A 14,183-nucleotide genomic window follows, 5' to 3' on the forward strand; every position below is an offset into this window, starting at 1 on the left:
TAACGGCCCAGCGTTTAAACGGCGCGGGGATTATAATTTAGTTGAAGTAGCGATATTAATTCCTTGCAAACAAGTTTCCATCGAACCCCGTCCGCGTCCGATTTAAAACGCCTTGTTATACCACAACATATGATTACTTAAGTACTACGGATTCTCCAATTGGTGTTAGAAATATTATGCTTTTTTGTTTAAGTATTTCTTGAGGTACTTCAAAGTTTCTCACTTCGCTAACAATACCATCGCAAGGTTGATCTGGAGTTTCTTTAAATAACCAAACTTCTGTTCTTGATGTGGAAGCACGTTTCTTCAATAAAAAAGAATGATCGTTACTACAACCACTGTAGTAAAGTGAAATATTTAAAATATTCTCCTCAAGAAAAGGTGTGCGTTCACTCAAACTAATCGTGTAAGATGCTCCAAACACTGATTCTTCAGTTTGATTTACAGAACAACCAATTATTAAAGGTAACAAAAATAAAAAGCTAAGATTTCTCATACGACCTCTTTTATCATTATTGTGGTATAACGACCTTGCGCATAACCTGCAGGCGCAAAGATGTTGAAATTATTTACAAATGACAGGTTAACTAATAAATGGGAAGCTGGCAAGAATGGGCGAGGCCTGTCCGAGTTAATGCGCGGGTTAGCCGTAACCACGGTTGTAAGAACGAGCCGAAACTGCTTGCTACCTCATTTTGTGATTTTACTCTTCTACTGACCGGTCAATTTTTACATCCAGAAAGTATTCCTTGACAATTTATTTTAACGGTGTTAAATTAATTAAACAATGTTCAAATAAATCTATCATCGTAATAATATTTTTATGGCACGTTCGAGGCGAGAAAAAATTCGTGACATCACACGTGAAGAAATCAAAAACACAGCCCGGCAATTGATGGCTGAAAAAGGTACAAGTGGTCTTTCTATACGAGCCATCGCTCGAGAAATGGAAATGACGGCCTCGGCCCTCTACTATTACTATTCCAGCTTGAACGATCTTATCACAGCCCTTATTGAAGATGCTTTCACACAATTGGCAGACACTATTGAAGCCGATAGCAAGAATCCGGAGTTGACTACATCTGCTGAACGAATAACCGCTGTTGCTAACGCTTACCGCGGGTGGGCACTCAATAATCCCACTGATTTCCAATTACTCTATGGCAATCCAATACCCGGTTATTCGCAACCAACAGGTATTACCTATCCACCAGCACGCCGTAGTTTTCTTGTTACGGCCCAAATCTTTTCCGAGGCGATTGATAGCGGGGAGATCGATCTGCCGACTAATTATCGCAATTTTCCACCCACTTTAGAACAATCGTTGTTTGATTTGACACAGGTGGATGGTCATGACCTGCCTTTGCCCGCATTGTATTTAGCAGCGACGGCCTGGGTGAAGATACATGGTCATATCATGTTGGAATTGTTCAATCTTATACAGCCTGTCATTGCGAATGTAGACGACTTTTTTCAATACGAGGTAAAGAATTTTATTCAAAACGTAGGTCTTAAATAACCATAAAAGGAGGAGCTAAAATGAAAATTCATGCGATAGAAACCGGCAAAGTAAAAATCACAAAAAATTGGCGCATTGGGCGGGGTAACGGTCTCAAGCGTTTTAAAAACACTCTGTTTGACAGCGAATTTACCGAATGGCTGCCCATTTATGTGTGGGTGATAGAACACCCGGAAGGACTCATTGTTATCGACACCGGCATCCCGGTGGACGCCAATAAGCGTATATGGTTCCCACCGTTCATGCCCCTTGTGCAACGTGCTGCCAAATTCAAAATGACACCAGAACAGGAAGTTGGTTCCCAGCTAAGGCAACTCGGTTTGTCGCCAAACGACGTGCGCTGGGTTGTGCTGACCCATCTGCACCAAGATCATGATGGCGGACTGCATCATTTCCCCAATGCCGAGTTTGTTGTCTCATCTAAAGAGTGGGAAATGGCCGCTGGGATAAAGGGACGAATGAATGGTTATCTCAATCAACGCTGGCCCGACTGGTTTAACCCACGATTCGTTGATTTTGATAGCCAGAAACCATTTGGGCCGTTTACCGGTCATCATACACTCACTCAAGCAGGGGATATCCATCTTGTACCGACCCCCGGACATAGCCCGGGCCATCTGTCGGTGATTCTGGTTGAAGATGATCTTATGTCTATCCTATTCGCAGGAGATGCCTCGTACACCGAAGAATTACTCATTGAGCAAAAAGCTGATGGGATAGGAGCCGATCCGGACGTTCAACAAGAGACCCATAGAAAGATTCTGAAATACGCTGAGCAGCGTCACACAGTTTATCTGCCAAGTCATGATCCTGGTGCGAAGGAGCGGCTGGAAAATCGTATTCCCCTCAACATTAACGCGAACCTTGAATTGGAGGCGCAAGCAGTATGAAATTTCAAAATGAAATTGAGATTCAGGCGTCAATCAACGACGTGTTTGAGTTTGTGGCCGATATGAGGAACATACCAAAATGGAACTATTTTGTGACAAAGGTGACCCAGGAAAATGGAAACGGACCTGTACGTGGCGCACGCTATTACCAAACACGGAAAACGGACAGCCAGCGTTATGAAATAATCCATTACGAGCCGGGGCAAAGCCTGATCATCAAGACTATCCCTGGCAGTTCACCTATGTTCGAACGTCATCTACGTTTTGAGGCTACCGCTAACGGTACACGACTGATTGACGAGATGACGCTCCGCACAGGGTACCCTGGGATACTTGAACGTTTGGTTGTCGGACGCATTCGCCGAGCTGTAGCGGAGAATTTAGGGAAGCTCAAGGAATTACTTGAGTATGGGCAGACTCAACTTCAAGACGGGCGGGACATCTACCTGGCCTCCATTGATGGGGCCGAGGCCAAAAAGTAAACTTCCAACCCTTATCTTGCCAAGAACTGCAGTCGCTGAGAACTTTCCGGCTAACATATTAATATGCGACATGGGCTATCTTATGAGACGTCGTATAACATTCGAAAATCATCCATAATAGCACCCAAACGCATCTTTTGGGTTTTTATGCGAAAGGGATGTCGCATAACCTCGTCGGATAATATCCAACTTTTTTGTAAGGATTTGCTTTCCCATCGCTCTAACAATATAAATAATATTATCCGAACAAGGGTTTTGTTAGCAACCGGCAGATAAAATCCACGAATCCCTCTTCAAATCCCTTATTCGATGTTTTATGGATATTATCCAATCTGTAAGACGGATAATGTCACCGGATAACATCCACTCAGGAATGTGCAGATTTCTTTTGAGAAAGGAAAATCAAATAGTTAGCGGTACGGAAAAGAAACTGGATTCTTGCCTGCGCAGGAATGACGGGAGTGATCGTGATGTAGTTTTTAGGTTAAATCTAAATACTCACATCTAAAATCAAACGTCTAACATCTAACCTTAAAACCGAATCCAGTCCTTGTCTTCCAGCCATTGGATAAGCGCAGGCAGAAAAGTAATCGAGGTAAGCAAAGTCATGCCAATTCCCAATACCGCCATCACCCCTATCGACTGTAAGCCCGGATGGTTGGTAAACAGCAGTCCGGCAAAACCCAGCATGGTGGTCACCGAGCCCATGGTAATATGCTGACCGGTACTCGACAGCACCTGCCACATGCTGTTCTTCCCTTCTTCGCGATAACGGTGTGCAAGGTGAACGCCACTGTCTTCCCCAATTCCCAGAATGGCCGGAAGCACCACCAGGTTGTAGAAGTTAAACTGTAGCCCGAAGATCATCATGATGCCAAACAGCCAGAGCAATCCCACCAAAAGCGGAAGCATGGCCATCAGCGACCAGCGGAACGACCGGAAGGAAAACAGCATGAAGAAGTAAATAAAAATGAACGTAGCTCCTACCATATATGGACTTTCGGTTCGCATCAGGTCGAGCATAGACGCTGCTACAATGGAAGTACTGGCAGCATGGAATTTCTCTCCGCTGTCCAGTTTCACTACGGCGACATCGTTTTTAAAGGCAATGGATTGCCGGCCGTCTCCCAGTCCCACCGATGGATAGACAATCACAAAACGGCCCACTTCTCCATCTTTGGTGATAAACCGGGACTTCAGGTAATTCGGGATAGAATCTAACGAAACAGGCTCGGTGGTTTGGGCAGCCTGTCGCAGCTTATCCAGGTCTTCATCGTCCTGCTCTACCAAAAACGGATCACGCAATAATTCACGGATTTCAGCAATTCGCTGAAGTTTCTGCTCCTCTTCCTCTTTACTGGTCGGGTAGCGTTCCTGTAGTGTCTCCACGCTTTGGATGGTCGGCGAAGTGGTGTCCGAACGCATGCGCTCTTTCAAAATGGCGGCAATCTCTTCCACCTGATCATTATCTTCTGCTACGATGTAAGCGGGATTTCGTTTGCTGTTGTCATCTACCTGTCCGGCAAAAGACCGGAATTCTTCATACTCAGGGAAGGTGGGTTCCAGCTCGCCAAAGTCATACTGGAAGCGGAGGTTACCGCTGAAACCGATGACAAAGGCAGAGGCAACCAATCCCACTGTGACAATGGTTTTAGCAAATGGATAGCGATGTACGCCGGTGTATTCTTCTTTGGTATCGTCGGAGATAAGGATCCAGTTTAATCTTTCATCAAAAATAACCAGCAACGCCGGAAGGATATACAACATGGCCATCAAAGCGAGTAAAATCCCTGTTCCGGATATAAAACCGAATTCGGAGAATCCGCGGAAATCAGCAAACATCAGGATATACAGAGCCGCGGCCGTGGTAAATGCAGATACCAGGATTGCTTCCCCGGTCTTCTCGTTGGTTCTCATCACGGCATCATGGGCGTTCATTCCCATAGAACGCAATTCAATGTAGCGGGCGTAATAGTGAATTCCGTAATCGATCCCCAGCCCAAACAGAATTACAAAAAGTACCGAGGTCATCGTATTCAAAATTCCCAAATAAAAATAGGTGATTCCAAACGTCCAGGTCAGGCTAATCAGCAAAGGCACTCCGATAATTAAAACAGGAACCGGCATCCGGATAAAGTGCGACCACACCGAATATTTCCCCCGTCCATTGGTTCCTTTCCGGTAGTGGATGTATTTCTTGAAAAAGAAGTACAGCATCACCAACAGAATCACACTGCTGATTCCGCTGGCAAAACTTCCCAATACATCGTTCATGATGGATGTCAGCTCTTCAAGGTGACGTTTTAACCTTCCCCCAAAGCGAACTTCCATGTCCGGATGGTAAGCCTGTGGATTCATGGAAGACAGCAGAGAATCATATTCAGCAAACATATCCTCCAGGTATTTAATATCACTCTTGGACCCGGTTGGGTAAAACTTCACCACCATAATGGTGCTGTCTTCATTAACCGGGTATTCGGAAGGCACCAGCATGTTATAGCTGTCCTCAAAGTTTTCTGCACCGGTACTCTCTTCCTCCTCTTCATCTCCAAGATCAAAATAAAAGGGGTTGGCTTCTTCTTTAGCCTGCTGTATCTCGTCCTCAAGAAATTGCGTGACTTCATCCAGTTCTTTGTTGCTGGCTAAATAAAGAGCATTATCTTTTACAAACTCGGTTTCCCGGCGGAATTCAGCCCGCTTGAAGAACGTATCTTGATACCGGGGATAATATAAATCCAGCGAGCGCTGAATAAGCGTATCGGCAAACGCTTTATTGGCTTCAAAACTCGGAGAGTTGATAACCACCAGCATTTCAGTTTCACCACCTACTGTTTCGCTAAGCTTTTCCAGGGCTAAAACATTGGGATGATCTTCGGGAAGCAGATTAGCTATATCGGTATCAACCTTAAGCTGAAGTGCATAATAACCGCTCAAAACAGCCAGCACAATACAAATGGAAACGACCCAATATGGATGAGAGTAATTGAATTTTAATAGTGGCTTGAAAAGCCGCAGAAGTTGTTTCATTTATAAATAAATTCTTGGAAAATTCTTAGGTCAGCGCCCTGTCCGTTTGCCACGTTTTGATTTTCGTTTGCAGATGACCTCAGCTATTTAAAAACTGAATGAAGTTATTTTTAAATTTCTAAACATAAAAAATATATCATTCAATCCTGATGGGTAGAAATTAACTGTTTTTCAAATCATTTATTCCCCTTTCCTAATACAATCTTTAAAAATAGAACATCTTCTGATTATATGAATTTACTTCATTCAGACTAATTACTTACTTGCTTCGTTTTTGTGGGAAATCAGAAGGATGATCATTTCAAGAAAAGCCAATGAAATCCTCCAGAATAATGTTCTATCCATAATATTTATTCCAATGTTATATATTGGTTGAGTTAATATTTAAAAGTCTGTCATCTGCGAACAAACACCTATTTTATCCAATCTTTCAATTATTTTATTTAATGAAATCACTCTTTTTAAGGTTATTTCTATTTCTAATCCTGATTCCCGCTGCTCTTTCGGCTCAAACCGTCTATTTCCCGGTTGGCAGTTTTGGAGATGCCGATGGCGAGGATTTTGAGGCCAAAAATCTTTCATCAAAGTATTACAACGAGCTTTGGACATACCATGTGCACCTGGATAATGGTGTTCAGCTGATTTACACGTTTTCCATCAATGACTTCGGCTCTTTTAAAGGAAGAGTTACCGGCGTTAAGCTTTCGGTTACCTGGACAGACGGTAATACCTACGTGGTGAATAAGGAATATAATCCCGCAACCTTAGTGGTTGATCCTGACAGTAATTACATCCGGCCACACCCTGACCGGCCCTACTGGGGCAAAGGCAGTTTTGATGATAAACACCGGTTGTTTTTCCATAATACCAACGACGGGATTCAATATGACCTTGACCTGACGTTCCGTAACATGGCTAAAGGAAAAGTACTGGGTGATGGAGTGTATAAAGTTGGAGATAATGAACTGGGTATTTCTCTGCTTATTCCTCATGCCGAAGTAACCGGGATGGTAGCCATAAATCAGGATACCTTACAGGTAACCGGCGTCGGGTATATGGATCACATTTATCAGAATAATTTGTCATCTGAAATTATTGACCGCAGTTATCGTATTAAAACCGGCAATAAAGAGAATGGCATGTTCTTTCACTTTTTAACACTGCGAAAGGCGGGTCTTCAAACCCCTATCGGTTATGGTGTCGGTTACAAAAACGGGCTCGAATATATGATCACTCCTTCCAGCATTGAGCGCGTTGAATCAGATTCTAAAACCAGCGAGCTGGATAGCTTTATAAAAATCAAGCCCTACCAGACCGACCTGCTGAACGTGAGAGTGAAAAAGCACATGGATACGTATTCCCTGCTCAACGAGCTTGGAGGTATAAAAAGGTTTTTAGCTAAAAAAGTGATTGGCGGAGAACTGATTGAGATGAATGGCACCGTAACCATCAATAAAGACCAACCCGGTTATTTTTATTATCTGGTAGCTAAATAATAAATTTGAGGTCAATACAAATTAACCGTTTTGACGGATGGGGCTCACTTCATTAATTTTTTTGAGCAGTATTCTATGAAACAATCATTCATCGTTATCCTCTGTTTATTTTATTTTCAACAAGCTTTGTTTGCCCAGAATTATATTAAAAAAACACCCCCCGAAATAACGGATCTTGAACAAGATGATTTCAAGATTCACAAAAAACAGGGCGCTTATTATAATGAACAATGGGCCTACCACGTGATTCTGAATAACGGTGCTCAGATCTATGTAACCTACACCGTGCATCATTTTGCAGGACTCAGGAATTCTTCAAGCAGCGGGAGACTTTCCCTGTTGAATTGGAAGGGTGAAAACTACAGTACGGCCAAAGAATATGACCTGAATAATCTGGTGCTTGATGAAAACCCATATAAAATGAAGCTGCATCCCGAACGTGATATTTGGATTGCAGGCATACCCGGATTTAATGAGCATCACTTTCATTTTAAGGGTAAATATGAGATACAAATAAATTTTGATCAACCTTACCCCGGTTTTAAGCCAGGCGATGGTGTTTTTAAGGTAGGTAATGAGGATGAACTTGGAATGTTTGTCCATATTCCCTTTTCCAGAGTTTCGGGGTATATCGCAGATAATAATGATACCGTAAAAGTCTCCGGGATCGGATTTATGGATCATACGTATCAAACAAATTTAGCCACAAGACTGTTTGAAACCAGTTACAAGTTTAATGGAAGAACAGAGAGCGGTTTTTCAGGAGGCCATTTTTTGGTACCTAAGCACTCTCCCAATGACGCCATCGGTTATGCCTATTTCTATGATGGCGAAACATTGACTCTGAAAGATCCAGAAAAGATTACGGTTAATAAACGAAAAGAAGTATCAGGAACTAAGATCCCTGTTGATATTACTGTCAATTATGAGGACGGATCCAATGATACTTTTTATTTTAGTGAAGTAGAGGAAAAAGTAGCTATGTTAGATGAACTGAGTGCTTTTAAAAAACTAATCATTAAGCCCTTTTTAGGTGGAGAAGTTCTTTTCTACCGGGGCCGGGCTCAAACAAACAAAAAAGAAGAAGTCTATTTTAACCTTTCTTTGGTTGATTGATCTCAGAGTTGTACACCCAACATCTTCTCTGCTTCTGCAAGCATTTCCGGGGTGTCCACATCCTGCCAGTAAGCATCTCCAATATCCAGTGTATGCATTTTACCTGCTTCAGCCAGAGCCTGTACTCCATCGGAAAGAGATGCATCGCCGGTGGCTTCATACACACGTTTGATTTCTTTGAGCAAACCATCTGTACAGACAAAAACACCGGTGTCTATGCAGTTGTATTCGCTGATAAGCTTCCCTATTGATTTAATACGCCCCTCTTTAACCATTACCTTTGTAGCATCATCCATATCAAAAATTTCATCTACCTTGTAATCAACAAGTAAAGTAGCAGTTCCTCTATCGGGGCGATGCGCACCGGCCAGCTTCATCATCTGATCGGAAAGGATATGATCAGCCATAGTCAGGATAAAATCGTCCTGAATAAAAGGTTCTGCTGCTAATACCGAGATACCATTACTCAAATCATATCGCTTATTATGGGCGAATTCTATGGGAATATCACCGGTATAGGAATCAAGGATATCATTTTTGATCTCCTCAAAACCAAATCCCAGTACAATGACGACTTTATTACACCCGGCTGTCTTCAGGCTTTCTATAGTTCTGTAAATAAGCGGAGTACCACCAACGGTGGTCAGTGGTTTGAGATTGGTATCCGTATCTGCACCAGCCAGACGGGAACCAAATCCCGCTGCCAGAATTACACCTGTCTTTGTTGCTCGGGAGTCTGACATTCTAAATTACTTATAGGTGTCGTAATTTTCTGAAAGGTGAGTTACCGGCTGCTCCCCTCCCATCACACGCAATGTATTCTTCAATCTGAAATGCTGAATGAAAATATCATGCTCCTGAACGTGTCCGTTTTCCACCTGTGGACTCTTGAAATAGAAACTCAGCCATTCCTGAATACCGGACTTTCCTTTACGCTTGGCAAGATCAAGGAATAGTGCTAAATCGAGTACGATAGGAGCAGCAAGAATAGAATCACGACAAAGGAAATCTACCTTAATCTGCATAGGATATCCCATCCATCCAAAAATATCGATGTTATCCCAGCCTTCTTTTTCATCTCCGCGCGGTGGGTAATAATTGATCCGAACCTTATGGTACAGATCTGCATACAAATCTTTGTACGTTTCGGGCTGAAGAATGGTGTCTAATACACCCGACTTTGTCACTTCTTTAGATTTGAAGCTTTCAGGATCATCCAGAACTTCACCATCACGGTTTCCTAAAATGTTTGTTGAGAACCAGCCCCGAATTCCAAGCATTCTTGTTTTGAAGCCCGGTGCCAGAATGGTCTTCATCAAAGTTTGACCGGTCTTAAAGTCTTTTCCGGCTATTGGCACGCCTTTTTGCTCAGCTAATTGCGTAAGAGCAGGATTGTCAGCAGATAGATTTGGGGCTCCGTTCGCATATGGAACACCTTCCATGATTGCAGCATACGCGTACAATTGTGAAGGTGCTATCGCCTCGTCGTTTTCCTCAAGGCCTTTTTCAAAAGCTTCAATCGACATATGGCAAGCCGATGGCGATTGGTACACTTCGGTAGATCCACACCAAACCATAACTGCCCGGGAGGAATTGGTTTCTTTCATTTTGTTGCGAATGTCTTCCCTGAGCTGTTCTGCAAGATCTTTCTTAGTCTTGAAATCTTTTACATTCGGACCTTCAAGCTTCTTAACATATTTCTGTTCAAAAGCAGCAGACATGGGCTCAATAGTCTTAAGAAAGTCTGCAATAGGATCAATATCCTGAGGCTTCAGAACTTTTGCATGAACACACGCATCGTACACATTTTCAGGCTTTACATCCCATCCACCAAAAGTAATATCTTCCAGATTGGCCAGCGGAAGAAAGTCTTTTATTAAAGGATTTCTGTTTTCAGATCTGGCCCCCAGCCTGATGGTTTGCATCTGTGTGAGAGAACCAATGGGTTTTGATAATCCCTTTCTGATTGATTCTACTCCTGCTATAAAAGTGGTAGCGACGGCTCCCATACCAGGGGTTAGAACTAATAAGTTGCCATCCGGTGCTTCGTTTTTACTCTGTTGTGACATTCGGTGATTTTTTTGAAGTAATTTTGCTGCGCAAAGATAAAGAACTTGACGAAGTTATGTTAGCACTTAATTAGTAATTATATAACAATCTGGTTACTTCCTTTTAGATCATACATTTTAATTCCTCAGACTTCGCCCTATATTTGCTGACTCCATTTTTCCTTAACAAAAGCAGCAATCCCGATGAAATTTGCCCATAATGAGTGAGAATTCTTTTGCACGGAGAGTAGCTTCTTCGGTGCTTTATAGCGGTGTGGGATCCGTCACAGCCCGATTATTGAACGCTGTTGCTCTTTTTTACACGCTTAAAGTAATTTCAGAAGAGCAATTCGGAATCGCTGCACTCGCTCTCGCTTTCTTTAGTACAACCAAAGCATTAACAGAGCTTGGACTAGGAACTGCCCTGGTTCAGGAAGAAAGAATCGGGCGCACACAAGTTGATTCCCTTTTCTGGATCAGCTTTCTGCTCTCGGTGGTTGTGTATGGTATTATCTATCTCGGCGCCCCCTATGTTGCGGCTTTCTATGATACCCCGGTACTTTCTTCCATGATTCGGGTATATATGCTGGGCATCATCGCATTCAGCTTTTACATGATCTCCAGCAAGCTGATGATGAGAGATCTGGAGTTCAAGAAGCTGGCTATCAGTGATAACGTGGCGTTGGCTTCCTCAGCCGGACTTATGATCTACCTGGCTTTCACCGGCTGGGGAGCATGGGCTATTATTCTTGCTGAATTGGCAAATAAAGTTGGACAGATGGTGTTTTGCATGTTCTTCAAACCTTATTGGCCGCGGCTAAAATATGAACATGGACAGGTGAAGCATCTCATTGAATTTGGAGTTTTTACAACCGGTTCCAACTTCTTCCAGAAGTTTTACATGAATGCCGATTACCTGATCATCGGTAAGTTCTTTTCGATGGAGTTAGTAGGTATTTACTCTTTTGCCTATCGTCTGGTGTTTGATACGGTGAAAGAGCTTTCAAATGTAATTAACCGGGTTGCTTACCCCGCTTTTGCAAAGCTACAGAATGAAATTCCCCGGCTTCGCAATTACTTCTTCACAATGTCCCGGGCAAGTATGCTTTTGGTGGGAACCGTAATGGTAATCATCGGAACCTATATAGATTGGTTTCTCCCACTCGTAGGCTATGAAAAATGGATGGACGCTGTTCCCTATATGAGAATATTTGTGGCCGTTGGAATTATTCAGTGCCTGGTTACCCTGCTTCCAAAACTGATCAACGCCAAAGGCGAAGCCAAATTCATCTTCTATTTTACTTCTGCCAATGCCTTATTACTGCCGGCAGGATTTATCATAGCCTCTCAAATCAGCATGATGGCTGTAGCACTTGTATGGCTTACCGTGTACCCTCTTGTCTCGCTGGTGATTGTATATTTTGGAGCAAAGCTGACCGAGACCAATGTCTGGAAATTCGGATTGAAGAGTATCTCTGCATTTGCCACACTTATTCCTCTGGCAGGATTTGCTTACGCCGTACGATATGGCATCACTACCTTTTACGGTGAGGCAACGATAGGAGCTGTAGCTTTGGCTTCAATCTTTGTATTCAGTATTACAGCAACCGTCATCTGGGTTCGCGAAAAAGAAGCCATTCAGGCCATTCGGAAATAAGTATAATTATACTGTAAACTCGTAATCTTTCAGAAAATCGTATTTCTGACTGCGCTCCGCTACCTGATCAATCATCTCCTGCGGCCATTCAATTTTGGTACGGCTTTGTGAAGGAGAATCGAATACTTTGGCGGCAGCAGCCTTGATATAATCCTCATAAGGTTCCACTTCCAGAAATTCGACCAGAGTCCGCAGGGTTTTTTCTGAATCAGAAATAAACTCTTCATGTGTTAATTCACACCACTCATCTTCTGCCACTTCTGATTTGAGTTTGGCATTGGCTTCAACCCTCTTGAAATAGCTGTCAATAGCTTCCTGCAGACTGGGCTGTACCGACCATTTTCTCTTGTGAGTAGCGATATTATCCAGCGGGTGGCGTACGATATGAATCAGCTTAATAGGAAGTTTGACCTCTTTTCTGAGCTTTTCAATAATATTTGGCTTGGCCTGTAAATGACGAGACGATCCTCCGCCCTTTTTATCACCGATTACTTTCAAATTTCGGTATCGTCCCTGCCACAATCCTTCAATCGCATAATCATAACCGGTCCATTCACGGCCTTTCCCGGTAAACACCTTGTCTTTATGCAAAATGAGGCTGAAAATCTGCTCACGGCTGAATCCGGCCCTCAGGTAACGCAATGCATCCAATTCATGGGAAATAACCACATCAGGGTGTGCATCCAGAAGTGAACCAACCAGTGTGTGTCCGCTGCGGGGGTAACCAATAAACATGCAGTAGCGCTCTATCTCATTATAATCCCACTTGAAATGGGAGTTCATGATTTTACTTTTCACGTAATCCCAGGGCATTCCAAGATCTGCACGTAGATCTCTGCGTTCGAACCCAAGCGCATCTGATAAAGCGGTTATCTGTTCACCAACTTTTTTGAATACCGCCATTTTACTTCCTAACTATTTATTTTTATTTGAATTTCGATTTATCAGGATATCTATATCCTTCCTGCCGGGCTCCGGTAACAGTAGCCCAAATTGATCGGCTGAAATCTAAGCATTGATAGAACAAGTTTTTGGAAAAGGAAAGGGAATATTCACTTTTTTGATATCCCATTTCTTCCAGCTTATTGCCAGCTGTTTGTTCCACTAATGCAATCTGCCAGCGGGTTAATGCCGTTTTCCATTCCTCGTTCTTATCTTTTTGAATAGGTTTTAATGTACCCTCTTTCCAGGACTCCTCACCTTCCGCAAAACCTTTTTCATCTCTTTTGTAGTACTCCAGCATTTGTGGCTGAAAATCTACACCTAAGAACGCACAAATATTTTTCAACAAACCCTCCGTATCCTCAATCAAATCCTTATAACGGAGCATCATATACTGCTCAGCCGAAAGCTCCCTTTTGCACTGCTCATGAGCTTCTACATACTCACGCCAGCGTCGGGTTGTCACAAATACTGATGGCGAGCCAAAATGAGCTTTTATCTCCGACCATGCTGCTGCTCTGGGATCCCTAAACATAGATATTATTTTTGCATTGGGATAGGCCTTTATGATTTCCTTGACACTGAGAATGTGTCTTGGAGTCTTTTCGCCAACAATCTTCTTGCCTCGGTCTGTCCGGTACATGGTAAGTTGAAGGGTGAATAGCTCGGCAGGATCTGTCAGGTTTAATTCTTTTGAAAGCTGTCCAACATCCTGCTTTTCAAGCCCTAAATCTCTAATTCTGGTTTTTTGGTCATACCAAAAATGAAGAAGCCTTTCCCTGAAAGAATCTTTTAGGTCGCTTTCTTTATACTTTTGATTCAGATAATCTGCGGAATGAAAGAAATGGGTTTCGGGAGGAATCACAATTTCATTGTGCGAACTCAGCATACTCTGCAGCAATGTTGAGCCCGATCTGCTGGTACCAACGATAAAAAATATCCGGTCCCTGGTATCCTGAAGGTCGTTTTGGCTAATCTGTATACTCAAGAGCTAATTGCGTGATTT

The 14,183-nt window shown here is 42.9% G+C and carries 12 protein-coding genes; 6 read left to right on the forward strand and 6 right to left on the reverse strand.

Going from position 1 to position 14,183, the window contains the following annotated elements:
* Nucleotides 1-133: 133 nt before the first annotated feature.
* A complete protein-coding gene (locus RIB15_RS00015; protein WP_350200088.1) occupies nt 134-496 on the reverse strand; it encodes a hypothetical protein in 363 nt (120 codons plus the stop codon).
* A 327-nt stretch (nt 497-823) separates the two neighbouring features.
* On the opposite strand from RIB15_RS00015, the gene RIB15_RS00020 reads away from it, so the two are divergent.
* From RIB15_RS00020 to RIB15_RS00030, 3 genes are read left to right on the forward strand one after another with little or no spacing between them, the layout of a single operon-like run.
* Nucleotides 824-1,519 (forward strand): TetR/AcrR family transcriptional regulator, encoded by a 696-nt coding sequence (locus RIB15_RS00020; RefSeq protein ID WP_350200089.1) that lies wholly within the window; start codon nt 824-826, stop codon nt 1,517-1,519.
* A 20-nt stretch (nt 1,520-1,539) separates the two neighbouring features.
* Nucleotides 1,540-2,409, forward strand: a complete 870-nt coding sequence (locus tag RIB15_RS00025; RefSeq protein WP_350200090.1) for an N-acyl homoserine lactonase family protein — start codon at nt 1,540-1,542, stop codon at nt 2,407-2,409.
* The gene (locus RIB15_RS00030) at nt 2,406-2,891 is read left to right on the forward strand and encodes an SRPBCC family protein (RefSeq protein ID WP_350200091.1); all 486 of its coding nucleotides are present in this window, start codon (nt 2,406-2,408) and stop codon (nt 2,889-2,891) included. Before RIB15_RS00025 ends, RIB15_RS00030 begins: the two co-directional genes overlap by 4 nt.
* Nucleotides 2,892-3,422: 531 nt before the next feature.
* Here the strand turns inward: RIB15_RS00030 and RIB15_RS00035 are convergent.
* Nucleotides 3,423-5,918 (reverse strand): efflux RND transporter permease subunit, encoded by a 2,496-nt coding sequence (locus RIB15_RS00035; protein ID WP_350200092.1) that lies wholly within the window; start codon nt 5,916-5,918, stop codon nt 3,423-3,425.
* A 446-nt stretch (nt 5,919-6,364) separates the two neighbouring features.
* Here RIB15_RS00035 and RIB15_RS00040 point away from each other — a divergent pair, with 446 nt between their 5' ends.
* Together RIB15_RS00040 and RIB15_RS00045 are read left to right on the forward strand one after the other, a co-directional pair.
* Nucleotides 6,365-7,414: a hypothetical protein gene (locus tag RIB15_RS00040; RefSeq protein WP_350200093.1), complete on the forward strand. Its 1,050-nt coding sequence runs from the start codon at nt 6,365-6,367 to the stop codon at nt 7,412-7,414.
* A 75-nt stretch (nt 7,415-7,489) separates the two neighbouring features.
* Entirely contained in the window at nt 7,490-8,530 is a 1,041-nt protein-coding gene (locus RIB15_RS00045; protein ID WP_350200094.1) for a hypothetical protein, read from the forward strand.
* Between the two features lie 2 nt (nt 8,531-8,532).
* On the opposite strand, the gene RIB15_RS00050 is transcribed toward RIB15_RS00045, so the two are convergent.
* Together RIB15_RS00050 and RIB15_RS00055 are read right to left on the reverse strand one after the other, a co-directional pair.
* Complete coding sequence (locus tag RIB15_RS00050; RefSeq protein ID WP_350200095.1) at nt 8,533-9,273, reverse strand: phosphocholine cytidylyltransferase family protein; 741 nt, start codon at nt 9,271-9,273, stop codon at nt 8,533-8,535.
* A gap of 6 nt (nt 9,274-9,279) precedes the next feature.
* Nucleotides 9,280-10,599, reverse strand: coding sequence for an inositol-3-phosphate synthase (locus RIB15_RS00055; RefSeq protein ID WP_350200096.1), 1,320 nt, complete (start codon nt 10,597-10,599; stop codon nt 9,280-9,282).
* Between the two features lie 199 nt (nt 10,600-10,798).
* Between RIB15_RS00055 and RIB15_RS00060 the strand changes: the two genes are divergently transcribed.
* Nucleotides 10,799-12,235: a lipopolysaccharide biosynthesis protein gene (locus tag RIB15_RS00060; RefSeq protein WP_350200097.1), complete on the forward strand. Its 1,437-nt coding sequence runs from the start codon at nt 10,799-10,801 to the stop codon at nt 12,233-12,235.
* A 6-nt stretch (nt 12,236-12,241) separates the two neighbouring features.
* Here RIB15_RS00060 and RIB15_RS00065 read toward each other — a convergent pair whose 3' ends face one another.
* Nucleotides 12,242-13,138 carry a sulfotransferase family protein gene (locus RIB15_RS00065; RefSeq protein WP_350200098.1) on the reverse strand — a complete coding sequence of 299 codons (897 nt, stop codon included), beginning with the start codon at nt 13,136-13,138 and terminating at the stop codon, nt 12,242-12,244.
* Between the two features lie 22 nt (nt 13,139-13,160).
* Nucleotides 13,161-14,165: a sulfotransferase family protein gene (locus RIB15_RS00070; RefSeq protein WP_350200099.1), complete on the reverse strand. Its 1,005-nt coding sequence runs from the start codon at nt 14,163-14,165 to the stop codon at nt 13,161-13,163.
* Nucleotides 14,166-14,183 lie beyond the last annotated feature (18 nt).

The sequence above is a fragment of the Gracilimonas sp. genome, assembly GCF_040218225.1.
In the GTDB taxonomy this organism is placed as follows: Bacteria; Bacteroidota; Rhodothermia; order Balneolales; family Balneolaceae; genus Gracilimonas.